The organism is Caballeronia sp. LZ019 (genome assembly GCF_031450825.1).
Lineage (GTDB): Bacteria > Pseudomonadota > Gammaproteobacteria > Burkholderiales > Burkholderiaceae > Caballeronia.
In genome coordinates, this window is the sequence record NZ_JARTVZ010000003.1 from 190,779 (window position 1) to 215,408 (window position 24,630).

Here is a 24,630-nt window from a genome sequence, read left to right on the forward strand (position 1 = left end):
TTGGTGTTAGTTCATCGCAAGAGGACATTAGGAGATCAGAAACCGTCACGTATCCCTAATCGATCCGGCTGTGTGCGGTGTCGCACATGATGGTTTCGGGCGCTTTTCAAGAGCCTTGCAACGCGCAAAATCTTCCGGTTCGGGCCTGGCTGATGGCGGGCACGCGCGCCGTTCTCGTTCGCAGTCCGGTGAAAGCCCTGCATCTGGTTTCGATGCCGCGCCGGTTCAACGCGAGCGACGTTTTCGCCCGCGAAGCATCCAAGAATTCACGCTTGATCGGCGAGTGAATCCATTGTCGGATGCCATCGCCTGCGCCATTTCCGTCGGCCGTCGTTTCCGGATGAATCGCACGTCATCCTGATTAAATTGAAACGTGGGGAAAGTCTCGAGGCCCACAACATCTTGGTCGCGGCGGGCGGCTGCATGCCCCGTAGCGTCTTCGCGCAAGACAGCGTTACCTTGAATCGCAGAAACACGGTACGAGTGACGGGCGGCTATGCCAATTGATAACGGCAAATCCGCCTGCAACTTATTTTCTCCCGCGTGAGAGCAGCGTCGAGTTCGGCGGCGAATAACATACAGGCGCTCGACACAGCGTGCTCGATCGATCGTGCGTCGCTCCGCGTGGCGTTGCAGCACGCATTCGATATGGTTCGCCGGCAGGCTCAGCGCCGCTCCGGTTGCCATGCCGCCCGGCCTTCTAGCGCAATGCGCCGGAATAGCAATTGCTGCCTTCCGCCCGACAGCATCGCCCTGCCGGCGGCGCTGAAAACGAACCGGAGAATCGCATGGCACAACCACCCGCACTCTTCACACCGGCGCGCGTTCGCGGCCTGGAACTCGCGAACCGCATCGTCATTGCGCCGATGTGCCAATACTCGGCCGAAGACGGCTGCATGAACGAATGGCATCTGATCCATCTCGGCCAGCTCGCGCTGTCGGGCGCAGCGCTGCTTACGATCGAAGCGACGGCCGTGCTGCCCGAAGGACGCATAACCTGGGCCGACGTCGGCTTGTGGAACGATGAAACCGAAGCCGCCATCGATCGCACGCTCAAGGGCATTCGCCGCTGGTCGGACATGCCGATCGCGATTCAACTGAGCCACGCTGGACGCAAGGCATCGACGGAAGTGCCGTGGGAAGGCGGCGCGCAGATTTCGCCCGACGATCCGCACGGCTGGCAGACCGAAGCGCCATCATCGACGCCGTTCGAAGCCAGCGACACGCCGCCGGTCGAGCTCGACCGCGCAGGGCTGGAACGCATCCGCGATGCGTTCGCCGCATCCACGGAGCGCGCCGCGCGGCTCGGCATCGACCTGATTCAGATTCACGCGGCGCATGGCTATCTGCTGCATCAGTTTCTCTCGCCGCTGTCGAATCGGCGCGAAGACGAATACGGCGGCTCGCTCGAGAACCGCATGCGCTTCCCGCTCGAAATCTTCGACGCGGTGCGCGGCGCGTTCCCGGACGATCGCCCGGTGACGATTCGCGTGTCCGGCACGGACTGGGTCGATGGCGGATGGGATATCGAGCAGACGATTGCCTTCGCGCGGGCGCTCGAATCGCGCGGCTGCGATGCGATCCACGTGTCGAGCGGCGGGCTCGATCCCGCGCAGCAGATTCCGGTCGGCCCCAGCTATCAGGTCCCGCTCGCGCGCGCGGTGAAGGCGGCCGTGAAGATGCCGGTCGTCGCGGTCGGGCTGATAACGGGGATCGAGCAGGCGGAAGGCATCATCGGGACCGGCGACGCCGACATGATCGCGCTCGCCCGCACCGCGCTCTATGACCCGCGCTGGCCCTGGCACGCGGCGGCGGAACTCGGCGCGCATGTGCGGGCGCCCAAGCAGTATCTGCGCTCGCAGCCGCACAAGTACCGCGATTTGTTCGACGAGGATTGACGCACGGCACGCACGAATGCACCGGCGTGCTATCTTCAAAGCGTCGCGCGTGGATGTTGAAGCTGCCGCCATCATGAGTCATGTCCGCTATCCGCTCGGCCCGGACGATCGGGTGCATCTCCTGTGCTGGCTCACGTGCGGCTTTCTCGGCGCGTACTACCTCGAAGGCGCGTGGCCAGATCCGTCGTTTCAGGTGCGCGCGGCGCATCGCTGGCTCGAGCGGCACCAGCGCGCCGCCGACTGGATGGAGACCGCGAAACTCTCGGTCAAGGCGCAGGCGCTCGCGTCGCGCTTTCGTCCGGTTCTCGATACCGACGCCGGCCGACGCGCCATCGAACAGATGATCGATGCCGACGAACTCGATTACCAGAGCGTGATGGTGCAGCGCATCTTCAGCGCGTGTGTCATCGAGTTGACGGAGCGGGGACGGCCTTCGCGCTAGATCGTTAGGGTTCCGTATAGCTTCTTCAACTGCCGTTGATGGTGACGGTCGCGCCTTCGCTGCGCAACACATCGACAGCATATTTTCCGGACTTCTTTCGCGCGACCCTGACGCTGAACGACCCGGACCCGGCCTGCACGTTCTCGATGGTGATCGCGCCCCAGCCGTGCGGCAAGCCCAAAGGACTGATGGTCACATGAGCAGTTCGTCCATCCACGACGAGACCAAGCGCCGACTGGACGAGCGAAAACGGAACGCCGACCGTCCAGGCCTGAATCAGGTTCGCCGACTTGTATTCGACCGGGGGAATATCGCCGATGCGTTCGTAGCCGCAATACAGTTCGGGAAGGCGGTAATTGAAGGCGCGCGCGGCGGCAAGCGTTGCCGAAAGAATGCGCTCTACCGCTTCCGCCGACTTCGCGTTCGCTCCGCTCCACGCCGCGATAGCCATTTCATGCGGCCAGCAAGGTCCGCGGTGGTACAGGTCCGGCTTATAGCGCGCCTCGCCCTCCGCCAGCGTGCGAATGCCCCATCCCGAGAACAGCGGCGCGCTGAGCGCTTCCGCCATGATCGATCTCGCCCGGTCTGCGGATACGAGACCGCACCACGGCAAGTGAACCATGTTCGAAGCGCGTACCCGGCACGGCTTCTTGTCGCCGTCGAGTGCGAGCGCGTAGTAGCCTTTGTCTTCCTGCCAGAAGGCATTGTCGAAACGCGTCAGAATGACTCGCGCTGCGGCGTCGCAGAACCTGGCGCGCTCGGGCAAGCCCAGTTCCGTCGCCATCTCGCGGCCGGCCTGCCATGCCGCATAGGCGTATCCCTGTACTTCGCATAGCGCGATGGGTCCGCAAGGGAACGTACCGTCTTCATGCATGATGGCATCCCACGAATCCTTCCAGCCCTGATTCGCGAGACCCTTCCCGGGATCGGCCGCGTATTCGATGAAGCCGTCGCCGTCCTGATCGCCATAGTCGCTCATCCACTGCAAGGCGAGATCGACATGAGGCCAGAGACTGCGTAGCAGCGCGTGATCGCCGGAACGCACCCAGTAAGCGTGAACGCATATGACGAAGAGTATCGTCGTGTTGACGCTGCCGTAATAGCAATAAAACGGATTGAGTCTTGCCCTCGATGTCTCGCCGAGGCGCCTTTCATGCATGGTCTTGCCGGGCCACGCCTGCCGGAATGGGTCTGTCTGCGTGGCCTGGTACTTCGCATGATGAAGCAGCACGCCTTTCATGATTTGCGGGCTGAACAGCAGCGTCTGCAATCCGGTGATGAGGCCGTCGCGTCCGAACGGCACCGCGAACCACGGCAGCCCGGCGACAGGGTAAGGGCCGGTTTGCTGGGGCACGGTCATGATCGACAGATCGGCTGCGGCTCGCGTGAGCCATCGATTCACGTCCGCATCGGTGGAGCGAACGTGACAGCTTCCTTCGAACGGCGCCTGCCTGCCTCGTTTGAGTGTTTCCCATGCCTGCGTCCACGAGCCTGCTTTCGGCGTCGTTACGCCCGCGCCCGCCTGGAAGACGAGCGTCCACGGCTCCCCTGCTTGAACGCTTCGCATGAAGCTCATGCTTCCTGCGCGAGAATGAGCCGCCGGTTCCGAGGCCTCGATTGCGCTGCATAGCCGACGCCCGTCCAGCGTGTCGTACTCGATGCTTTGCCCGGAGATTCCGGTCTTCGCGGGATGAAGCGTGCCGCGCGGACCTCGCGGGGGGAACCGCACGTAGAAGGTATCGAAGAAGTCGGCTGCGAAATCGACATCCAGGGATACGTCGCAAATTTCAGTTCCGGTGTTCGTGGTGTCGAGCTTGATCCACAGACTCGATTCCGCGAACGTATAAGTCACCGTCAATTCGACATGATCGAGCGTCGCTGAGCGATAGCGGAAGGAGAATTGCGACAGCGTCGAATCCTTACTGGAGCTTTCCAGCTTGCATGCCGCGCCGTTGAGCCGGAACCGGAACAGTGAAACGATCCTCATGTCGTCGACATAAAATCCGGTCTCGCCGTTCCTCGAACTATCGATATCGCCATCGTTGGAAATGACGACCAGCGCCGTTGCGCCCGCGCGACTGATAAACGAAGTCGAGACAGCGCGCTGAGGGTCCGGCTGGTCATCGCCCGCATTGCTTAGTTTTCCGAATACATCCCATTGAGCAAGCGAGGCTTCGGGAGCGGACTCGGAAGCCTTGCGCGGGATATCGGGAATGTCGTCGGAATCGGAAATGCGCAGTCGGGCGACCCTGGCGGACGGCGAACCTGCAACGGCCTTCGAGATGGCCCAGCGCGATGGCGACGACCAGCGACGGGGGTCACGGGAACGCCAGCGCGTGCGCAAAACGGGTATTGGTAATTTCGGCATTCAACACGCCCCCGATGACTGATTGAAATGATCGAGGGAGGAGCCCTGCGATGCATGCCTATCGCGCCTTTCGTTCAGGCCATGAAGAAACATCAATCTGACCGCGTGATTCGAGCGATGCGTTGCCAACGGGCCTTCGCGGCAACGCAGCTTTGCAGAGTGTAGAACAGCCTCGCCGCGAACAGCAAGGCGATTACCGGTAGTCAGGCCGGTTAATCGTCACCGGCCCTCACCGATAAAACGATACGCCTCAGGGCGTAGGCGGCGTGCCAAGATCCCCCGCGCTGGACCGCTGCGCATCGAACACGATTCGCCGCGTATCGGCGTCATATCGGCAAAGCACGCGTGCGCCATCGACGATATCGCCCTTCAGCAATTCTTTCGCCAGTTCGTTCTCGATGAGTTGCCGAATCTGCCGGCGCAACTCGCGCGCGCCGAATTCCGGCCGATACCCCGCCTCGGCCAGATGACCGATCACCGATTCATCGAACTCCAGTGCAATGTCCTGGCTATGCGCCATGCGCTTCACCTGCTCGAGTTGCAGCCGAACGATATGGCCGATCTCATCGCGCCCGAGCGACTTGAACAGGATGATGTCGTCGATACGGTTCAGGAACTCCGGCCGGAAATGCTGGCGCAGCACGCTCATCACGCCGCTTTGCAGCGATGCGTCCGCGTCGGTGTCCGTGCTCGTGAAGCCGAGCGTCGCGCGCCGCTGCCCCGCGATCACATCGGACCCGAGATTGCTCGTCGCGATGATGAGCGTATTGCTGAAATCGACCACACGTCCCTTGCCGTCGGTGAGGCGGCCGTCGTCGAATACTTGCAGCAGCACGTTATAAACGTCGGGGTGCGCCTTCTCGATCTCGTCGAGCAGAATCACGCTGTAAGGGCGGCGGCGCACGCGCTCGGTCAGCTGCCCGCCTTCCTCGTAGCCGACGTATCCCGGCGGCGAACCGATGAGCCGCGCGACCGCGTGACGCTCCATGTACTCGCTCATGTCGACGCGAAGCATGGCGTCTTCATCGCCGAAGACGACGCCTGCGAGCGCCTTCGCGAGCTCGGTCTTGCCGACGCCCGTCGGTCCGAGAAACAGGAAAACGGCAATCGGGCGGTTGCGTCCCTGCAGGCCGGTGCGCGCCCGGCGCACCGCGTCGCTGACGGCGCTCACCGCTTCTTCCTGGCCGATCACGCGTTCATGCAGACGCGCTTCCATGTTCAACAGGCGCTCGCGCTCCTGTTCGGTGAGCTGCGTCACGGGAATGCCCGTGAGCGTCGCGACGATCTCCGCGATCTGCGTCACCGTGACATCCGATGTGTTCGTGCCGATGCGCTTCTTCCAGTCATCGGTGCCTTCGCCGAGCTGCTTTTCCTTCGCGGCGATCTCGGCATCGAGCGCATGCGCGCGATCGAACTGCTTGCGCGATGCCGCATAGTCCTGCTCGCGTCGCAACTGCGCGAGTTCCGATTCCAGTTCGAGGATGGCCGCGGGCCGCGAGGTCGCCGAGAGATTGACGCGCGCCGCCGCCTGATCCACGAGATCGATCGCCTTGTCGGGCAGGAAGCGCCCGGTGATATAGCGGTCCGACAACTCCGCCGCGCCGACGATCGCATCGTCCTGAATCGTCACCTTGTGGTGCGCTTCGAGCCGGTCGCGCAAGCCGCGCAGAATGTTGATGGTTTGCGCGACGCTCGGCTCGGAAACCAGCACCGGCTGGAAGCGCCGCTCCAGCGCGGCGTCCTTCTCGATGTGCTTCTGATATTCGTTGAGCGTCGTCGCGCCGATCAGATTGAGCTCGCCGCGCGCCATCGCCGGCTTGAATACGTTGGCGATGTCGAGCCCGCCCTCGCCGCCGCCCTGCCCCGCGCCGACGATGGTATGCACTTCATCGACGAAGAGCAGCAGCGACTCGCGATTCGCGGTGATCTCATCGACGATCTGCTTCACGCGCTCTTCGAACTCGCCGCGATACTTCGCGCCCGCAACGAGCGCATTCACGTTCAGTTCGACGAGACGCTTGTCGCGCAGCGATTCGGGCACATCGCCGCTGATCATGCGCTGCGCGAGTCCTTCGACGACCGCGGTCTTGCCGACGCCCGGCTCGCCGATCAGCACCGGATTATTCTTGCGCCGGCGCGCGAGCACTTCGACCATCGTTTCGATTTCCGTCGCGCGGCCGATCACCGGATCGAGATGGCCTTCGCGAGCGAGCGCGGTCAGGTCGCGGGCGAACTTGTCGAGGTGCGGCGTGCGCGAAGGCGGTCCGTCGCCGCGCGGGGGCCCGCCCGCGCCGACCGTCTGCGCGGTTTCCCGGCGCAGCGTCTGCGGATCGACGCTCATCTTGCGCAGCAACTGGCCGGCGAAGCTGTCGGGCACTTCCGCAAGGCCGATCAGCAGATGCTCCGGCGCGACATAGCTATGCCGCAACTGCCGGGACGCGATGAACGCGCGATCGAGCGCGCTCTTGAGACGCGGCGACACGCGGATCGTGCCGTCGGCGGGCGGCGGGCCGCCGTCGCGGCGCTGCGCGGTCGTATCGATGACCCTGCGAAGCTCGGCCGGGTCGATACCCATGCCCTTCAGCATCGCATGGATGACTTCGTTATCCGCAAGTTCGTAAAGCAGGTGCTCCGTGTCCACTTCCGGCCGACCGAACTGCGCGGCGCGCTCGGCCGCGCGCATCAGCATTTCCTTCGCGCCGTCGCTCAGATAGCGTTCGAGGCCGACGCCTTCCGCGCCCGTCGAACGTTCCGTGGGCGTCTGCTGCGCGGGCGGGACGGGTTGCTCCGGCATGCCGCCCATGAACAACGCTTCGAACGGCGAGAGCGCGCGCTGATGCCGCGTGAGCTGCGCGTAGTGAAAATCGCATACATCGAGGACGTGCCGGCGGCCATCGCGCAGCACTGCGAGCCGCACGGTCGCGGGACGCGCGCCGCATACGTCGCACATGTTGGGCATGGTGAATCTTCCTGTTCGGTGGGATAGGAAGGCGTGCAACCGCCATACCCGGTCGATGCCCGGGCACGCGGCGCATGGGGACTGCGAAGGTCGTTGACCCGCGCGCCGGACGACGCGCGGCCCGGCTGGTTCAGGGCTTCAGAACAACCTTGATGCACCCGTCCTTCTTGTCGCGGAACGTCTCGTACATGCCCGCGCCTTCGGAAAGCGGCAGCGTATGCGTGATCACGAACGACGGGTCGATCTGTCCTTCCTGAATGCGGCGCAGCAGGTCATCGGTCCAGCGCTTCACATGCGTCTGCCCCATGCGCCACGTGAGCCCCTTGTTCATCGACGCGCCGAACGGGATCTTGTCGATCAGACCGCCATACACGCCAGGCACCGACAGCGTGCCCGCCGGCCTGCATACATAGATCATCTCGCGCAGCACGTGCGGACGGTCCGTTTCCAGCATCACCGCCTGCTTCGCGCGGTCGTATATCGCGTCGATGGAGCGCGTCGCGTGCGATTCCATGCCGACCGCATCGATGCACTTCTCCGGGCCCTTGCCCTGCGTGAGATCGCGCAGGCGTTCCAGCACGCTCTCTTCCTTGAAGTTGATGACGATCGCGCCGCCCGCCCGCGCCATCTCGAGGCGCTCGGGCACCCAGTCGATCGCGATCACCTGCTTCGCGCCGAGCAGCACGGCGCTGCGGATCGCCATCTGGCCGACCGGGCCCGCGCCCCAGATCGCCACCGTGTCGGTCGGTTCGATGTCGCATTGCACCGCCGCTTGCCAGCCGGTCGGAAAGATGTCGCCGAGAAACAGCACCTGTTCGTCGGTGAGGCCATCGGGGATCTTGACGTGCGTCTTGTCCGCGAACGGAACGCGCACATATTCGGCCTGCCCGCCGGGATAGCCGCCCGTCAGATGCGTGTAACCGAACAAGCCCGCCGTGGTATGACCGAACAGTTTGTCGGCGACATCCTTGTTGCGATTGCTGCGCTCGCATACAGAGAAGTTGCCGCGACGACACTGCTCGCATTCGCCGCATGTAATGGTGAAGGGCACGACGATGCGGTCGCCCTTCTTCAATGCGCTGTTCTCGCTGCCGACTTCGACCACTTCGCCCATGAACTCGTGGCCCATGATGTCGCCGGATTCCATGCCGGGCATGAAGCCGTCGAAGAGGTGCAGATCGGAGCCGCAGATCGCGCACGTCGTCACCTTGATGATCGCGTCGCGCGGATGTTCGATCACCGGGTCCGGAACGGTCTCGTATCGAATGTCCTTCTTGCCTTGCCAAATCAGCGCTTTCATTGCTTGCCTCCTGCGGGAGTGAGTGGTCGTGTCGCGCGTGGGTCCGGTCCGCCGACAGTTTCAGGCTGCGACCGTACCCCGCTTTCAAGCAACGCTCGTTCCGCGCGGCAACGACACACGCCTTGCAAAGATGAAAGACAGCGGGAACGCCCGATGAAATGCAGAGGAACGCCGCGTGCGCCGCAGCAATGCGCCGTCGTGCGCCGCGATCCGCGTCGCATGTGACGGCTATCGATCCGATTGGCAAATTGAAACGCCGTGGGAATACGTACTGCTGCCGAGTGATTGCGCTCGCCGGAACGATGCACGCGACACGGCGGCGCTCCCGCATCGCCTCGTTCGATCCCTCGCACTCACAGTCCTAGTCAAGGAGGCTGCCATGTTTGTTCACAACAAACGCCTGCAATACACGGTGCGCGTTTCCGCGCCGAATCCCGGTCTCGCGAATCTCATGCTCGAGCAGTTCGGCGGCCCGCAAGGCGAGCTTGCCGCCGCCATGCGCTACTTCACGCAAGCAGTGACCGAAGACGATCCGGGCCGCAAGGACATGCTGTTCGATATCGCGACGGAAGAGATGAGTCACCTCGAAGTCATCGGCAATATCGTGGCGATGCTCAACAAGGGCGCGAAGGGCGCGCTCGCCGAAGCTGTCGAAGGAGAAGCGGAGCTGTATCGCACGATCACGAACAACGGCAACGATTCGCATACGACGTCGGTGCTGTATGGCGCGGGCTCGCCGCTGACGAATTCGGCGGGCGTGCCGTGGACGGCGGCCTATATCGATACCATCGGTGAACCCACCGCCGACCTGCGCTCGAACATCGCCGCAGAGGCGCGCGCGAAAATCGTGTACGAGCGGCTCATCAACGTGACGGACGATCCCGGCATCCGGGATGCGCTCGGCTTTCTGATGACGCGGGAAATCGCGCATCAGAAGTCGTTCGAAAAGGCGCTGCACTCCATTCAGCCGAACTTCCCGCAAGGCAAGCTGCCGGGCAAGCCGGAATTCACGAGCGTGTACTTCAACATGTCACAGGGCAACGATATGCGCGGCCCGTGGAACGAAGGCGGCGACTGGCAGTATGTCGAAGAGCCGCAACCGGCCGTCGATGGCGGCGACGGCACGGCGAGCGTCACGGTCAGCACGGCCGAGGAGCAGGCGCTCACCAGCTTCGCGACGCGCACCGAGTCCAACCCCGCCGCCGATCCGGCGACCGGCGCGGACCTCGGGTCGGGGCAAGGCAAGATCGTATGACCACGGCCGGAAGAACGGCCCGTCGCAAGGCGGGCCCCTGACGAATCATAGACGCGCATCATCGTCGGGCGCATTCTGCCGCTCGCAAGAGATTTCGCGCGCGCTTCGCGGAGAAATCGTGCACACTGCGACGTTTCGCGCGCATCGAGTCCCGGTCGCGCCGCCTCTTCCCGACGATGATGGACAAAACCACCAGCGCACCCATCGCCGCTTCCGGCGCACTCGACGTGTCCGCGTCCGCCGAATGCGCCCGCGAGCCTATCCATATTCCGGGCGGCATCCAGCCGCACGGCGTACTCATCAGCGTGGACGCGCAGGGCGTCATTCTTCAGATCAGCGGCAACATCGAACTGGTTGCGCGCGTCACGCCGCAGGCATGTCTCGGACAGCCGTTATCGAACCTGCTCGGCGAACAGGCAAGCGAACGCGCAAGAACGCGGCTCGGCCAACTGACGCGCGACGGCGCCGCGATTCACGTCGGCAACGTGCGTATCGACGGATGGGCGCACAGCGGTCCCCTCGCGGTCGTCGTGCATCGGCACGAAGGGCTGTTGTTCGTGGAGGTCGAGCCTGCGCAGGACACCGCCGACCCGTTCTCGACGATGTATCCGCTCGTGCGCTCATTCGTCACCGAAGTGCAATCGATGCGAACGGTCGAGCAGATCTGCCAGTTCGCCGCGACGGAGATACAGCGCATCACCGGTTTCGGGCGCACGCTCGTCTATCGATTCGATGAGGAAGGCCACGGTCACGTGCTCGCCGAGGCTATCGAGCCGGGCTATCCGTCTTATCTGAACCAGTACTTCCCCGCGTCCGACATTCCGGCTCAGGCGCGCGAGCTGTATCGGCGCAACCCGATCCGCCTGATCTCCAACGCCAATTACGAAGCCGCGCCGCTCGTGCCGCCGCTGCATCCGCATACCGGGCGCCCGACCGATCTCACCTATGCGTCGTTGCGCAGCGTGTCGCCGGTGCATCTGCAGTACATGCGCAACATGGGCACGCTGGCTTCCATGTCGATGTCCATTCTCGTCGACGACAAGCTGTGGGGTCTCATCTCCTGTCATCACGCGACGCCGCGCCTGCCGCCGTTCGAAGTCCGCACCGCATGCGAGCACGTCGCGCAGATCGTCTCGCTGCAGATCGAAGCACGCGAGACGCAGGCCGAATCGCAGTACCGTCTGGAACTGCGGCGCATGCTGTCGAAGCTGCTTTCGTCGATGGCCAATACGGACAGTTTCGTCGATGCGCTCGTCAACGATGCACCCGACCTGCTCGGCTTCACGCGCTCATCCGGCGCGGCGGTGATCTTCGAGGGGCGCACGTCCCTGATCGGCCTGACGCCGAACGAGCAAAGCGTGACCGCGCTCGTGGACTGGCTCGATCATCAGAGCGAAGACGTCGTGATGTCGGATCGCGCGTCGGAAGACTGTTCGGTGCTGAAGGATTCTGCGGATATCGCGGGTTTTCTCGCGGTATCCATTTCGAAGGTGTATCGCAACTACGTGGTGTGGTTTCGGCGCGAGGTCGTGCAGACGATCGAATGGGCCGGCGATCCGCGCGCGAAGCTCACGGCGCTGGCCACTTCGCTTTCGCCACGCGTGAGCTTCGACACATGGACCGACGTGGTGCGCAATCGCTCATTGCCGTGGCGCGCCGCCGAGCGCGAGATCGCGCTCGAGTTCCGGGCGGCGATGCTCGGCATCGTATTGCGGCGCGCCGAGGAAATCGCGCAACTCGCGACGGAGCTCGGCCGCGCGAACCACGAACTCGAAGGCTTCTCATACACGGTGTCGCATGACTTGCGCGCGCCGTTGCGGCATATCGTGAGTTTCGCGGACCTGCTGCGTCAGATCGATGGCGACAAGCTCTCCGATCGCGGACGCGGCTATCTGGATCGCGTGGTGACGTCCGCGCGTTTCGGCGGCCGTCTCGTCGACGATCTCCTGTCGTTCGCGCAGCTCGGCCGCGCCGCGCTGCGTCCGCACAAGGTCGATGTGCACGCGCTCGTGCATACGGTCATCCAGAACGATATCGACGAAGAGAGCTCGTCGCGCGTGCGCTGGTCGGTCGAGGCCCTGCCTTCCATCGAAGGCGATCAGGTGTTCCTGCACGTCGCGTTTGCGAACGTGATCGCGAATGCGGTGAAGTTCAGCGCGCCGCGCGAGCAGCCGGCCATTCGGATCGGCGCGCACGAAGGAACGGGCGAACTGGTCGGCCACGAAGTCTATTTCGTGCGCGATAACGGCGTCGGCTTCGACATGCGATACGTCGACAAGCTCTTCGGCGTTTTCCAGCGCCTGCACGTCAACGAGCAGTTTCAGGGGACGGGCATCGGGCTCGCGAACGTGCGGCGCATCATCGAGCGGCACGGCGGCAAGGTATGGGCCGAAGGCGTGCTCAACGAAGGGGCGACGTTCTTCATGGCGCTGCCGAAGCAGTTCCGCCCGGAAAGCGGCGTGCGGCGCGATACGGCTGCATCCGCGCTCGCGCGGCTCGCGGCGGGCACGGGTGGCGCCGGGCACGACATCGAACAGCTCGTGAAGCGCTCGCAGCAGGACAAGAAGTAAGGCGTCTTCCTGCTGCACGAAAGAAAACGGCCGCGATCGTGACGATCGCGGCCGTTCGCGCTTCTGGGAAAAGCGTGCTTAGAAGCGGTGACGCAGACCCACCGTTGCGGCGACCTGATTCTGCGTGGTCGACGGCGACAGCGTGTTGATCATCGCGACGTTCGCGCCGGCATCGCCCAGCTGACCCGATGCGTGCTGATAAACGCCTTCCACATAGACATCCGTGCGGCGCGACAACGAGTAGTCCGCTTGCAGCGACACGGTATGCCACTTCGGATCGCCCGAACCGTTCGAGCCGCTCAGCTTGCCGTCGGTGTACGTGTACGCTGCATCGAGGTTCAGCGCCGGCGTCAGTGCGTAGCGGCCGTTCACTTCGAAGTTGTTCAGGTGCAGGTTCGTGCCGGTCGGGATCAGCAGCGAATTGCCGCCTTGCGATGCCGCGATCAGGTTGTCGTAGTGCGTGTTGGTCCACACGAAGCCGACGGTCGCCGGGCCATACGTGTAGTTCAGGCCCGCGCCGAACGTGCGCTGCAGGTCGGCGGTGAGGTTCGTCTTGTTGCCCTGTCCTGCCGACACCGCGCCGCCCGCATTGCCGTTGCGCGAAGTGTTGGTCTGCAGGTAAGCCGTGGCGAAGTTGAACGGGCCGTTGGTATACGATGCGCCCGCGCTCCATGCGCGGTTGTTCGCGAACTGGCCGGCCTGGTTGCTGAAGCCATACAGGCCGCCGAACGTGAAGCCGGCATAGTTCGCGCTGCGATACTTGACCGAGTTCTTGACCGAGATGGAGTTGTCGAGGTTGTCGTTGTCGAGCGGGTGCGCGGCCAGGTTGTTGCCGTAGCCTGCGCCTGCGTCCGACAGCGGCGCGAGGAAGTCGACCATCGAGTCGTATTGACGGCCCAGCGTGACCGTACCGAACTGGTCGCTCTTCAGGCCGACGTACGCCTGACGGTTGAACATGCCGTCCTGATCGAAGCCACCGTTATTCAGGTTGAAGCCGCTCTCCAGTCTGAAGAGCGCGTGCAACCCGCCGCCCAGGTCTTCGCTGCCGCGCAGGCCGAAGTATGTATCGGAGACGGAGCCGCTGCCTTGTTGCCAGTTGCTGTGGCCCGCGGAATTGTTGGTGTACACGAGGCCCGCATCCAGCATGCCGTACAACGTGACGCTGCTTTGCGCTTGAGCCGATGCAGCGAAGGCGCCGAGCACGCCCGCGATGAGGAGAGTTTTTTTCATGGTTGCTATGTGTCCTGTGTAGAGCAAAAGCTTCTCGAGGCGATGTCGCGCTTGCCCCGGGAAACCGGACACACTTTATGTGACTGCTTCAATCGCGTCGCGCGTTTTGAGCGGTATTCGTCGGAAAGAATCCTTTGCTAAAACTGGAATAGCAGTAGTCCGAACACTTATATGTCTTTACGCTCAGTCGCTTACGTTCGTTAGCCATCTCGTTAGCGCCGTTTCGATGTTGCGCATGGGCGACGCTATTCACGCCGCATTTGCAGAGGTGCCTTACGCCTCGCGGCCTTGATCGTGCCCGACGCGCTTGCTAATCTATGCGCCGTCTGAAGTCTTGACGACGAGTTGCAGCCTGAGGACAGGGGACGGTCTCGCGAGAGGAGGCCGTCCCGTTCGCGCTTTGAGTCGGGCATAACGGTTGCATCCTTCACGTGCGAATCACTTCTTTCTCGAAGGAGCGCACATGGACAAGGACAAGACGGAAGGCATCAAGGAGCAGGTCAAGGGCTGGGTCGATACGGCCATCGGCACCGTAACCGGCGACGAGGAACGCAAGCTGAAGGGCGACGTCGAAATCACGAACGGCGCGAGCCGCAAAGACTACGCCGACCAGAAGGACAACATGGAAAAGGGCGTGGAAGACCCGGGCGAGCCGACCAACACTTAAGCCCGCCGCCCGCTCGACACATCACGCCGCGCGCTTCACATAGCGCGCGATGAAGGTGCGCGTCTCGTCGTCCGGGAAGCGCACCGCCACGCGATCCCCGCTCACCATCTCGACCGTGCCCTCGCCATAGCGGCGCACGCGAACGCGCTCGCCCTGATTGAAGACCTGCACGTTGCGCCTGGGTTTCGCCTCCTCGACGGAGCGTTCCTGAGACATCGCCTGCTCGCGCAACTCGCGCGGACTTTCGATCACTTCGGGCGGATGGAGGCAGTTATCGCATGAGCCGCACGTGCCGCCTTCGAGTTCGTCATCGGGCGCCCGATACTCGACTTCCGTCTTGTTCGCGGCCTCGGCCGCGTGCGTATCTTCGGCATCCGAAGCGAAATAGTCGAGCAGCATGCGCCATCGGCAACGCGCACTCTGCGCATAACCGATCATGCGTTCCAGCACCGCGCGATCGCGTTCGGCGCGCGATGCGTAGGCTTGCGCGGCATCGTCCAACTGGATGATGGCCTTTCCGTCGTCGATGAGCTTCATGCCGCCACGACGCGTGCGGCGCGTGACGCCCATGTCGTTGAGGAGCGTGGCCGCCACGCGCAGCTTGTTTGCGCCCACGTGCGGCAGCGCTTCACGCAAGCGTTCGAGCGGCTTGTCGAGCGTCTGGCTCGCGTCTTCGCGCGCGAGATCGCGCACGGCTTCGGCCACGCGGCGTATCGTCTCGGCGTTCGGATAGCGTCCGCCGAGAAAGAACTGCTGCACCTGCTTGTCCTTCAGTTCGAAAAGCAGGATGCACTTCGCAGCCTCGCCGTCGCGGCCTGCGCGGCCTGCTTCCTGATAGTACGCATCGAGGCTGCCCGGCACCTGCGCGTGCAGCACGAAGCGGATATTCGGCTTGTCGATGCCCATGCCGAACGCGTTCGTCGCCACCATCACGCGCACGTCGTCGGCCATGAAGGCGTCTTGCGCTTCGGAACGCGCGCTTGCGGAAAGCTTGCCGTGATAGCGCTCCGCCGACACATCGGCTTCGACGAGCGCGGCATGCAGCGCCTCGCATTCGGCGACCGTCGCGCAATAGATGATGCCGCTGCCCTCCAGAGTGCGAGCCAGTTCTATTGCACGCGCCCGCTTTTCCTCGGGGTTCGTCAACTGTTCGACGGCGAAGTGCAGGTTGTCGCGATACACGCCCGTATGAATCACATTGGCGCGACGCATCTGCAATTCCCGCACGATGTCGTCGATGACGGATGGCGTGGCCGTCGCCGTAAGCGCAAGAACGGGCGGTCTGCCGAGCGTCCTGATCGCGTGAATCAGTTCGACATAGGCGGGGCGGAAATCGTGGCCCCACTGCGAAATGCAATGCGCTTCGTCGATCACCACGAGCGGCACCGCAGGCATGTCCTTGCCCGTCAGCGTCGCGGTGAACTCGGCGTTCACGAGCCGCTCAGGGGTGACGAAAAGAATGCGGATCTCGCCGGCCGTGACCGCTTCCATGGCCTCGCGCTCTTCGGTGGTCGACAGCGTGCTGTTGATGACCGCCGTCGCGACGCCCGCTTCGACGAGCTTCGCCGCCTGATCGCGCATCAGCGAAATAAGCGGCGATACGACGACCGTCATGCCGTCGAGTTGCAATGCCGGCAATTGATAGCACAGCGACTTCCCCGCGCCTGTCGGCATGACGGCGAGCGTGTCGGCGCCGTCGAGCACGCTGTGTATGACCTTGTCCTGGCCGGGCCGCAGGTGAGGGAAACCGAAGACTTTGCGTAGCGCGTTTTCCAGTTCGCGGTCGAGCGGCTTGCGCGCGCGCGAGGTTACGGTGCGTGAGTTGTCGTTCATATGTCGAGTAGGATGAAGCGCGCCGCGCCGTTCGAGTCGTCGTGGACCGCTCGATAAAGGCGATTCTCGACATCGAAACGGTTCACATTCGGAAGAGACTTCTTGGTGCCGATGCAGGGTATCAAGCAAGGCTCAGTCCCAGCGAAGGCGTGTGCATAATCAACATCCGCGATGAAAAGATTGCGCGTTGCGGGATGCCGTTTCATCGCGAATGCTGCTGGCCGATGCGGTCGCATGAAAAAAATTGAAAACGCGACGGCCCGCCCAGCGTGTCTCACAGCACGAACGTTTCATTCAGATACATCTTTTGCGTGCTGTTGACAGCCAAATGGTATGAGCCTTGCTCTAATGGTCGCTTCTCGAATTTAGCCGGATGAATCACATGAGAAGCATCGATGCAAGCACCGCCAACGAATTCCGACAGCGACGCCCCGCGCAACTGGCCGAGCGCGAGCTCAAACATCTGGAATCGATCCTGGCGTGCTTCGTTGAAGGCAGCGCCGCACCGGGACGTCTGCCGACGAAGTATTGGGACATGCGCGTCGCGCAACTCGATAACGAATACGAGCTCGTCCCTTCGCAAAGCCACCGCGTCGCTTCGCTTCAGCGCAAGCTCGCCCTTCTCGATGCCGCGCTGAACTCCGCGTCGGCCGCCGCCGATCTGCAGGAACGCCAGAACAGGCGCGTCGCTGCCTGAGTCACATCGAGCGCTTATCCGCTCGAGTCTGCCGGATCACCTTACTTTGCGCGCCGTATCGCGGCATGCGCCACGTTCGCGGCAATGTCGGCGCGAAGCTCGGCCCACTTGCCGAGCAGCGACGGATCGTTGGTGAGGAAATAAGGCGTATCGGTCCATGCGGGCGCTTGCGCATCGGCGCCGGCGATTTCGAATACGCGCATGTCTTCGTCGTCGGATTCACCGATGCGTACAAGTTCGCTGAACGACTGCACGTCCTTCAGGGTCACGTCGTAGATCGCCACGCTGTTGAGCACGGCGATGACCGTCCTGCCGATGCGCGATGCCGCCTCGCGGCTGTCGGCCATGACGAACGCGACGCCTTCCACCGGCGTCGCCAGTGTCACGCGAAAAAGCCGCGATTTGCATTCGTCGCTGAGCTGAGTGGTCATGGGGTAGACGCATGTTCTGTCGAAGAGCGAGGACTCTAGCAAATGACGATCCAACGTCGCAGCCAAAGCGTAGCTATTCGCCTTCGTCAGTTATAGCACCACCGCAACGATAGCGCGTTGTCGAGCCCCGCTCTCGAGACGGCTTCGAGATGAAGTCGCGATTCAGTCGCAGCGCACAGTGGCGGTGTCGCTTCGTTCAACCGTGAGATTGACCGAGCGCGCGCCGAGCGGCCGCGTGCGATGGCGTGTGCCGGCCGGCACGGTCAGAACCTGGCCCGGGTGCAGTTCGACGGCGCCGTCGTCGAAATCGATCAGCAGCGTGCCTTCCACGCCGATGAACGTCTCGTCCGAATCCGGATGGATGTGCCATGCGTAGGGCGCGTGCATCACGCTGATGTGGATGTCGTGATCGTTGATGCGGGAGATCACGCGGTTCATGTAGCCGCCACGGGCCGTGGCGGCGATGGCTTCGGGGGTGATGGGATGAATCATCGCTGGCTCCTCTGAGAGCCCCTAGGCTATTCCAGCTTGCCGCAGGCGGGCAAACGAATGCTTTTGACGTCGATGTGAGGCATGTTCACATTGCGTTCGCCGCGCTCGCGCCTTCGGCCTCACGCACCACCGCGTCTATGTTTCCTACCGCGGGCTGCACATAAACAGGCGGCGGCGCATCGAGCGGCAGCGGCGCAGGGCCGGAATCGGTTGCGCGCGGATAGACCGGCAGCGGGGGTGCGCTCTGTCCGCTCGATGCGACCGGAAACACCGGCCCGCCCACGATACCCACGCCGATGAACGGATGCGCCTGCGCCGCCGTCACGCATCCCATGCTGATCGCCAGCGCCGCTGTCATGTACTTGATCGCCTTCATCTCGCGCTCCTTCGAAGTTGGTTTCCGGTCCGTCGATGGAAGCATTCTGCTTCGCGAGAATGAGCAGAAAATGAGGAGACTCAGAACAATTCCGAGTCGAGCGGAAGAAGGCTCGCCCACTTGACCGCGCTGCGGCGCTCGACGCCGTCGTCGTGAATGGAGCGGATCATCACGCGCTCGCCGCGCGCCTCTCCCAATATTTCGACGATGCGGTTACGATAGCGCGCAAGCGTGCCTCTCGGTGGCTTCTGCGCCTTGCTGCGGCGGGTGAAAACTGCGGGCATGGGGTAACGGCGACGAGAGACGATGAGTGGCGGCGATCGATAACGGCGCCATCATATCGACGGCCGCGCCCGCGCTCAAACATTCATTCTCTCTACTGCGACCCGCCACACCATGCGCCGAACCATTGTCCGCAATTCGCCCGTTCATGGCCGGGGCGTGTTCGCCCTCGCCGATCTGCCCGCAGGCGCGCTGCTTTTCGAATACAAGGGGAAGCGCCTTTCGTGGAAGGAAGCGCAGCGGGTGTACGAGCAATCGAATGCCGAAGACGGCCACACCTTTTTCTTCGGACTCGACGATGGCCGCGTCATCGACGGCGCGCGCGGCGGCAACTCGGCGCGCTGGCTCAATCACAGTTGCGCGCCGAACTGCGAGGCGGAGCAGGAAGGCGAGCGCGTGTTCATCCGCGTCATTCGTCCGGTCAGCAAGGGGCAGGAGTTGTTCATCGACTATCAACTGACGGTCGAGGGGCGGCGCACGGCTGCGCTCAAACGGCTCTATGCGTGCCGGTGCTCGGCCAAGGGATGCCGCGGGACGATGCTTTCCGGCTCGCGCTGAGCGTTCGCATGAGTTCGTTGCGGCATCAACGCTGGACCGCCTGCGCCACGAGCGGCGCGACGCCCGCGCGATACATGCTCGCCAGTTCGCGCGCGCGCCGCATCAGCGCATCGCGGTCAGCGCGGAGCGCATCGTGTATTGCGGATGCGAGTTGCTCGATCTCGACGGCATGCGGCATGCCTTCGTCCTCCCACGTCCTTGCATACGCGGCCTGCTTGCCGGTCCGCACTGCATCGTCGGGATGAAGGATGTTCACGCGCGGCAACGCATACGCCATCGCGACGATGCGTCCGTGCAGGCTGCTGCCCGCGAACCCCGCGCTGTTCGCGACGAGCGCGCAGATGTCCCAGATATCGAGCGAATCGAAGATCGTCACTGAGCGATGACGCATGCGTGCAACGAGCCGCCGATACACCGCGATGTCGTCGTGCCACGGCGCCGCGCCCGCCCGGAACAATGCGATGCCGAGACCGCTGCTCGCGCCGATCGCATCGAACTGACGTGCGAGGCGCGCGAGCGTCGCGTCGTCGCCGAAATCCGCACTGAACTGCACCGCGATGTAGCCGTGAGGGAACGCGTGCAGCACGCGCGCCGGGGCACCGTGGCGCGCGTGGGCGCGAATGCGCGCGTCGAACAGCTCCGCGATGATCGATACCGGATCGGGAATCAGCCGGGCCGCGATGCCGGCGGCTTGCAACGTGGCCTGCGTGTGGACGTCGCGCACGCATAGGAAATCGGCGTCGCGCAGCTTCGTCAGCACTTCGGCGCGCAACGGCGCATCGCGCGACTCGAGCGCGACGCCGCCGATGGCGTTGCAGCCGATCGGCGACGCCCGCCCGAATGTCTCCACGCCGATGACATAGGGCGCGAGCGCATCGGTGCCGAGCGTCGAGCGCGCCCACGTGCGGCGGTCGTCGGTGCGCCCGCCGTATCGTGCGATGCACGCTTGCGTGTGTTCGGGCCGCGTCAGCATCACGGCGGCTTCCCAGGCATCGCAAGTCAGCACTTCGCCGCCCGCGTGGATGAGGCTGACGGGCGCGCCGCGCCAAAGCGTCGCGAGCGAGGCAAGCGCGACGACATCGTGACCGCCATAGCCGCGCATGTCGCGCGCCGCGAGTCCGGCAAAGATCGGCTGCGCGTCCGGACGATGCTCTCGCAGCAAGCCGTCGATCACGTGCGCAAAGAGCATGTCGCCGAAGTTGTGGCGGTCGAATGCGCCGAACACGATGATCGGTCTTTCCGTGTGTGCTTTGGGGAGAGCGTCGAGCAAGTCGCCTCCTCGAAGGACCGGGGGAATCCGCAAACGTTTTGTTGACCAAAAAGCGGAAATATCGGCCGCCTGCACGTACGATCGTTGCGAATATCGTTAGTACAACGCTTACATCGTGCGATTCGTATCCTAAGATTCTTTCACCGTAGGCAGCGGCATGGCACGCGCGCGTCGGCTGGGCCGCCGCAGCTTCGGCGAAAGTCGTGTTGTTCGAGAAAAGCTTCCCTAAGTCGTAATAACCGGAGACAACGAATGAACGCAACGCTCAAGCTTTTGCCGTTGGCCGTCGGCGCGATGCTGGCCTGTCTGCCCGCCGCCCGCGCGGCGCAGGACAACCTCAACGCGCTGTCGAACTTTCGGCCGACGGGCACTTCGCAGCCGGCCGATACCGTTCCGCAGACCGGCCAGACTGCCGACGCGCTGCGCGAGAATCTGAAGCAGATCAAGGTCCCGCCCGGCTTCAAGATCGAGTTGTACGCCGTCGTGCCCGAGGCGCGGCACATGGCGGTCGAGCCGTTGACGGGTGTCGTGTTCGTCGGCACGCGGAAGAATCGCGTGTGGCAGGTGACCGACCGGACCAAGCAACGCGTGGCGAGCGATGTGGTGCAGTTCGCGTCGTCGGTGACGTTCAAGGTGCCGAACGGCGTGTGCTTTTCGCCCGATGGCGTGCTGTATGTCGTCGAGCAGAACCGCGTGCTCGGCTTCCCGGCCGCGCAGTTCTTCGGCGAGGGCGGGCCGGACGTGGCGGCGGCCGTCGTGCTCGCGCAGGGCAAGCTGATTCCGACGCAGTTCGAGAGCTTCAATCACGGTGCGCGTGCGTGCCGCGTCGGGCCGGACAAGAAGCTGTATATCGCGCTCGGGCAGCCGTGGAACGTGCCGCCGAAGGACAAGCTCGCGGACCTCGACCGCAGCGGGCTGGCGGGCATCATCCGTGTCGATCAGGACGGCAAGAACCGCGAAGTCTATGCGCATGGCGTGCGCAATTCGGTAGGCCTCGACTTCAATCCGAAGGACAAGACGCTGTGGTTCACGGATAACCAGGTCGACGGCATGGGCGACGACACGCCGCCCGGCGAACTGAATCGCGCGACGAAGGCGGGCGAGAACTTCGGCTTCCCGTGGTACGGCGGCGGCAAGGTGCGTACGGTCGATTACAAGGAACAGAACCCGCCGGCGGGCGTGGTGCCTCCGCAAGTCGAATTTGCCGCGCACGCAGCGGACCTCGGCATGTCGTTCTATACCGGCAAGAGCTTCCCGCAAAAGTACCAGGGCGGCATCTTCGTGGCCGAGCACGGGTCGTGGAATCGGACGAAGCCGATTGGTGCGCGCGTCATGTTCGTCCCGGTCAAGGACGACGGCACTGCCGGCGAAGCGGAAGTCTTCGCGGAAGGCTGGCTCACGCAAAGCGGCGAGTACATGGGCCGCCCGGTCGATGTCCAGATGCTGCAGGACGGCTCGCTTCTCGTCTCGGATGACTATGCGGGCGCGATCTACCGCATCTCGACCTCGGGGGCGAAATGAAGGGCGCGATGTTGGCGGGTGCGCTGGCGGCCATGCTGACGATGCTGTCGCAGGCATCGCTCGCCGCCGGCGATGTCAAGGCGGGCCGCACGAAGGCTGCGCAGTGTCAGGCGTGCCACGGGCTCGACGGCATGTCGAAGTTGCCGGAAGCCCCGAACCTCGCCGGCCAGACGGAAGAGTATCTCGTGAAGGCGCTGAACGATTTCCGCTCGGGCGCGCGCCAGAACGAAATGATGACGATGATGGCGAAGGGCTTGTCCGATGCGGATGTTGCGAATCTGGCGGCCTATTACCACAGCCTGGGCAAGCAGTGAGGGCCCGTTCGGGCTCGCGGTCAGGCGGCTGAGAATTTTTTCGACATTAACGCTCGATTGCGCTTGACTTGGCGGACTAAGGGTTTATACTAGCTCTTGTCTCCTCCATGTCTCAACCGATGTGGATTCAAGCCCGCTCAATGAGCGGGCTTTTTTTTGGCTATCGCTTGTGCGTCGTACTGTTTCCATGCGGCGCGCGCGCGTTGTCCACAGTTTCCGTGGAAGACCCTGTGGATATCCTGCTCGCGAACCCGGTAACGCGTTGATCGCAAACCACAAACGGGCCCCGCTTCCGCAATCACTTGCCCTCGGCCGTACACGACGCAAACATCGCTTGCGCGCGATGAAACTCCGCACCGATCATCGATTGCGGCGCCGTCACCGCGCTCAACTCATCGGCGGCTGAACGCGGCATCGCAAACGCAATCGTGCCGGCCGCGACCAGCGCCACGATCATCGATAAGAACCAGGAAAAGACGTACATCGCCGGCACCTCGCAGGAAACTCGTCATCTGGATTCGGCGCTCGTCAAGCTCGACGCCTGACCTGCAGAGTAGAGTCCCGCGACGGAACAGACAGCCCCACGGAGGGAGGGACTTGAAGGGGGGACGTCAGCGCATATCGGGCGCAGGCACCGGCGACACACCCTGCGCCCGCGCCGCCGTATCCTGAGCGCGCAACGCGCGGATAAAGCCATCGCGTTGCCGCAGCCGCGACCAGTATCGGGCGATGGGCTCGGCGAATCGATCGCTCAGACCGAGATGCTCGGCCAGCATCAGCGCATAGCCGACGGATATATCCGCTGCCGTGAAGCGGCCCGCGCACAGATACGCCTGCTGATCCAGAAGCGGCGCAAGCGTGCGCAGCCGCGCGTGGAACCACTTCGCGTAATCCTCGGCGACTTGCGGCTGTCTGCGCCCGGGCGGCTCGAAATGCGTATAACGCAGCACGAGCGTCTGCGGGAACGTGAGCGTCGCTTCCCCGAAATGCAGAAAATTGAGATAGCGTCCGAAATCGGCTTCGTGCGAGGCTACATCGAGCACGCCGGGTGAATGGCGCGCCGCCAGATACTGGCAAATCGCCGCGGATTCCGTCATGAAAAGCGCGTCGTCCTCGAACGCGGGAACGGTGCCGAGCGGATTCGTATCGAGAAAGGCGCGCGCCATCATTCGCGGCGGAAACGGCAGCATCTTCAGCTCGTACGGCACGCCGATTTCCTCCAGCGCCCATAGCGGCCGAAACGACCGCGCGCTGACGCAGTGATGCAGCGTAATCATCTCGTCTCCTCCGGCAATCTGCTCAGCCGAGCCACGACGGCTTGCGCTTCTCGAGGAAACTGCGCACGCCCTCACGCCCTTCGTCCGATGCACGGATGCGCGCGATGCGATCGGCGGTGTCGGAGATGAGCACGTCATCGATGGCGCGCTCCGCCATATCCGCGACCAGCCGCTTGCATTCGCGCACCGCGTTCGGGCTGTTCGCCGCGATGCTGGCCGCAATGCCGTTGACGGTCTGATCGAGCGCATCGCTCGCGACGACTCGATGCACGAATCCGATCCGCAACGCCTCCGCCGCGTCGAAGCGCTCGGCGGTCACGAAATAGCGATGCGCGGCGCGCGCGCCCATCGCGCGGATCACGTACGGAGCGATCGTCGCGGGCATCAGGCCGAGCTTCGCTTCGGACAGGCAGAACTGCGCCGTGTCGACGCTCACCGCGATGTCGCACGCCGCGACGAGGCCCATGCCGCCCGCGTAGGCATCGCCCTGCACGCGCGCGATGACCGGCTTCGCGCTCGTGTAGATCGTGTTGAGCATCGTCGCGAGGCCGAGCGCATCGGCGCGATTCTCGGCCTCGGTAAAGCCGGCCATGCGCTTCATGTAGTTCAAGTCCGCGCCCGCGCAGAACGCCGGTCCGTTCGCGGCGAGGACGATCGCCCGCACGCTGGCGTCGTCGTTGAGCGCGCGAAAGGCGGCGGTCAGTTCGACGATGGCCGCGTCGTCGAACGCGTTGCGCACGTCGGGGCGATCGAGCGTCACCCGGGCGATGGAGCCTTCGACCGCGAGCTTCAGACGTTGCAGCTTCATTGCGTCGCTCATCACTGTCTCTCCGTTGGCGCGCGGCTTGAGCGTCGCTCAATTCATTGCGCGTTGCTGTTCGTATATTGCT

At 63.7% G+C, this 24,630-nt stretch carries 24 protein-coding genes; 11 read left to right on the plus strand and 13 right to left on the minus strand.

Going from position 1 to position 24,630, the window contains the following annotated elements; translation table 11 throughout:
* The first annotated feature begins 86 nt into the window (after positions 1-86).
* The 3 genes from P9255_RS09360 to P9255_RS09370 all read left to right on the plus strand — a co-directional run bounded on the left by P9255_RS09360 (position 87) and on the right by P9255_RS09370 (position 2,340).
* Positions 87-287 carry a hypothetical protein gene (locus P9255_RS09360; protein WP_309767265.1) on the plus strand — a complete coding sequence of 67 codons (201 nt, stop codon included), beginning with the start codon at positions 87-89 and terminating at the stop codon, positions 285-287.
* Positions 288-788: 501 nt separating this feature from the next.
* Positions 789-1,898, plus strand: a complete 1,110-nt coding sequence (locus P9255_RS09365) for an NADH:flavin oxidoreductase/NADH oxidase (RefSeq protein WP_309767263.1) — start codon at positions 789-791, stop codon at positions 1,896-1,898.
* Positions 1,899-1,947: 49 nt separating this feature from the next.
* Positions 1,948-2,340, plus strand: coding sequence for a hypothetical protein (locus tag P9255_RS09370; RefSeq protein ID WP_404980299.1), 393 nt, complete (start codon positions 1,948-1,950; stop codon positions 2,338-2,340).
* Between the two features lie 25 nt (positions 2,341-2,365).
* On the opposite strand, the gene P9255_RS09375 is transcribed toward P9255_RS09370, so the two are convergent.
* Complete coding sequence (locus tag P9255_RS09375) at positions 2,366-4,624, minus strand: glycogen debranching N-terminal domain-containing protein (RefSeq protein WP_309789520.1); 2,259 nt, start codon at positions 4,622-4,624, stop codon at positions 2,366-2,368.
* Between P9255_RS09375 and P9255_RS09380 the strand changes: the two genes are divergently transcribed.
* Complete coding sequence (locus tag P9255_RS09380; protein WP_309768262.1) at positions 4,554-4,730, plus strand: hypothetical protein; 177 nt, start codon at positions 4,554-4,556, stop codon at positions 4,728-4,730. The two genes, P9255_RS09375 and P9255_RS09380, sit on opposite strands and share 71 nt — an antisense overlap.
* Positions 4,731-4,958: 228 nt before the next feature.
* Here P9255_RS09380 and P9255_RS09385 read toward each other — a convergent pair whose 3' ends face one another.
* Both P9255_RS09385 and P9255_RS09390 read right to left on the minus strand, forming a co-directional pair.
* Positions 4,959-7,667, minus strand: coding sequence for an ATP-dependent Clp protease ATP-binding subunit (locus P9255_RS09385; RefSeq protein WP_309767261.1), 2,709 nt, complete (start codon positions 7,665-7,667; stop codon positions 4,959-4,961).
* 130 nt (positions 7,668-7,797) lie between these two features.
* Positions 7,798-8,967, minus strand: coding sequence for a zinc-dependent alcohol dehydrogenase (locus P9255_RS09390; protein WP_309767259.1), 1,170 nt, complete (start codon positions 8,965-8,967; stop codon positions 7,798-7,800).
* Positions 8,968-9,346: 379 nt separating this feature from the next.
* Here P9255_RS09390 and P9255_RS09395 point away from each other — a divergent pair, with 379 nt between their 5' ends.
* Positions 9,347-10,222 (plus strand): manganese catalase family protein, encoded by an 876-nt coding sequence (locus P9255_RS09395; RefSeq protein ID WP_309767256.1) that lies wholly within the window; start codon positions 9,347-9,349, stop codon positions 10,220-10,222.
* 179 nt (positions 10,223-10,401) lie between these two features.
* Complete coding sequence (locus P9255_RS09400; RefSeq protein WP_309767253.1) at positions 10,402-12,792, plus strand: ATP-binding protein; 2,391 nt, start codon at positions 10,402-10,404, stop codon at positions 12,790-12,792.
* A 78-nt stretch (positions 12,793-12,870) separates the two neighbouring features.
* Here P9255_RS09400 and P9255_RS09405 read toward each other — a convergent pair whose 3' ends face one another.
* Entirely contained in the window at positions 12,871-14,022 is a 1,152-nt protein-coding gene (locus P9255_RS09405) for a porin (RefSeq protein ID WP_309767251.1), read from the minus strand.
* Positions 14,023-14,485: 463 nt separating this feature from the next.
* Here P9255_RS09405 and P9255_RS09410 point away from each other — a divergent pair, with 463 nt between their 5' ends.
* Positions 14,486-14,689 (plus strand): CsbD family protein, encoded by a 204-nt coding sequence (locus P9255_RS09410; protein ID WP_309767250.1) that lies wholly within the window; start codon positions 14,486-14,488, stop codon positions 14,687-14,689.
* A gap of 21 nt (positions 14,690-14,710) precedes the next feature.
* Here P9255_RS09410 and P9255_RS09415 read toward each other — a convergent pair whose 3' ends face one another.
* Positions 14,711-16,522 (minus strand): ATP-dependent DNA helicase RecQ, encoded by a 1,812-nt coding sequence (locus P9255_RS09415; RefSeq protein ID WP_309789406.1) that lies wholly within the window; start codon positions 16,520-16,522, stop codon positions 14,711-14,713.
* Positions 16,523-16,904: 382 nt separating this feature from the next.
* Here P9255_RS09415 and P9255_RS09420 point away from each other — a divergent pair, with 382 nt between their 5' ends.
* Entirely contained in the window at positions 16,905-17,219 is a 315-nt protein-coding gene (locus tag P9255_RS09420; RefSeq protein ID WP_309768200.1) for a hypothetical protein, read from the plus strand.
* A 41-nt stretch (positions 17,220-17,260) separates the two neighbouring features.
* Here P9255_RS09420 and P9255_RS09425 read toward each other — a convergent pair whose 3' ends face one another.
* The 4 genes from P9255_RS09425 to P9255_RS09440 form a co-directional block, all read right to left on the minus strand.
* Positions 17,261-17,650: a hypothetical protein gene (locus P9255_RS09425; RefSeq protein ID WP_309768198.1), complete on the minus strand. Its 390-nt coding sequence runs from the start codon at positions 17,648-17,650 to the stop codon at positions 17,261-17,263.
* A 162-nt stretch (positions 17,651-17,812) separates the two neighbouring features.
* A complete protein-coding gene (locus P9255_RS09430; protein ID WP_309768196.1) occupies positions 17,813-18,142 on the minus strand; it encodes a cupin domain-containing protein in 330 nt (109 codons plus the stop codon).
* 85 nt (positions 18,143-18,227) lie between these two features.
* Positions 18,228-18,518, minus strand: coding sequence for a hypothetical protein (locus P9255_RS09435; RefSeq protein WP_309768194.1), 291 nt, complete (start codon positions 18,516-18,518; stop codon positions 18,228-18,230).
* 80 nt (positions 18,519-18,598) lie between these two features.
* Complete coding sequence (locus P9255_RS09440; RefSeq protein ID WP_309768191.1) at positions 18,599-18,802, minus strand: hypothetical protein; 204 nt, start codon at positions 18,800-18,802, stop codon at positions 18,599-18,601.
* A 112-nt stretch (positions 18,803-18,914) separates the two neighbouring features.
* Here P9255_RS09440 and P9255_RS09445 point away from each other — a divergent pair, with 112 nt between their 5' ends.
* A complete protein-coding gene (locus tag P9255_RS09445) occupies positions 18,915-19,358 on the plus strand; it encodes an SET domain-containing protein (RefSeq protein ID WP_309768189.1) in 444 nt (147 codons plus the stop codon).
* 25 nt (positions 19,359-19,383) lie between these two features.
* Here P9255_RS09445 and P9255_RS09450 read toward each other — a convergent pair whose 3' ends face one another.
* Positions 19,384-20,628, minus strand: a complete 1,245-nt coding sequence (locus P9255_RS09450) for a polysaccharide pyruvyl transferase family protein (RefSeq protein ID WP_309768187.1) — start codon at positions 20,626-20,628, stop codon at positions 19,384-19,386.
* Positions 20,629-20,880: 252 nt separating this feature from the next.
* Between P9255_RS09450 and P9255_RS09455 the strand changes: the two genes are divergently transcribed.
* Together P9255_RS09455 and P9255_RS09460 are read left to right on the plus strand one after the other, a co-directional pair.
* Positions 20,881-22,149, plus strand: a complete 1,269-nt coding sequence (locus P9255_RS09455; RefSeq protein ID WP_309789407.1) for a PQQ-dependent sugar dehydrogenase — start codon at positions 20,881-20,883, stop codon at positions 22,147-22,149.
* 8 nt (positions 22,150-22,157) lie between these two features.
* On the plus strand, positions 22,158-22,463 hold the full coding sequence (locus P9255_RS09460) for a c-type cytochrome (protein ID WP_404980300.1): 306 nt from the start codon (positions 22,158-22,160) through the stop codon (positions 22,461-22,463).
* Between the two features lie 298 nt (positions 22,464-22,761).
* Here the strand turns inward: P9255_RS09460 and P9255_RS09465 are convergent, their stop codons facing one another.
* The 3 genes from P9255_RS09465 to P9255_RS09475 form a co-directional block, all read right to left on the minus strand.
* On the minus strand, positions 22,762-22,947 hold the full coding sequence (locus P9255_RS09465) for a hypothetical protein (RefSeq protein WP_309768182.1): 186 nt from the start codon (positions 22,945-22,947) through the stop codon (positions 22,762-22,764).
* 127 nt (positions 22,948-23,074) lie between these two features.
* Entirely contained in the window at positions 23,075-23,740 is a 666-nt protein-coding gene (locus P9255_RS09470; protein WP_309789408.1) for a glutathione S-transferase family protein, read from the minus strand.
* A 22-nt stretch (positions 23,741-23,762) separates the two neighbouring features.
* The gene (locus P9255_RS09475) at positions 23,763-24,560 is read right to left on the minus strand and encodes an enoyl-CoA hydratase/isomerase family protein (protein ID WP_309789409.1); all 798 of its coding nucleotides are present in this window, start codon (positions 24,558-24,560) and stop codon (positions 23,763-23,765) included.
* Between the last annotated feature and the right edge of the window lie 70 nt (positions 24,561-24,630).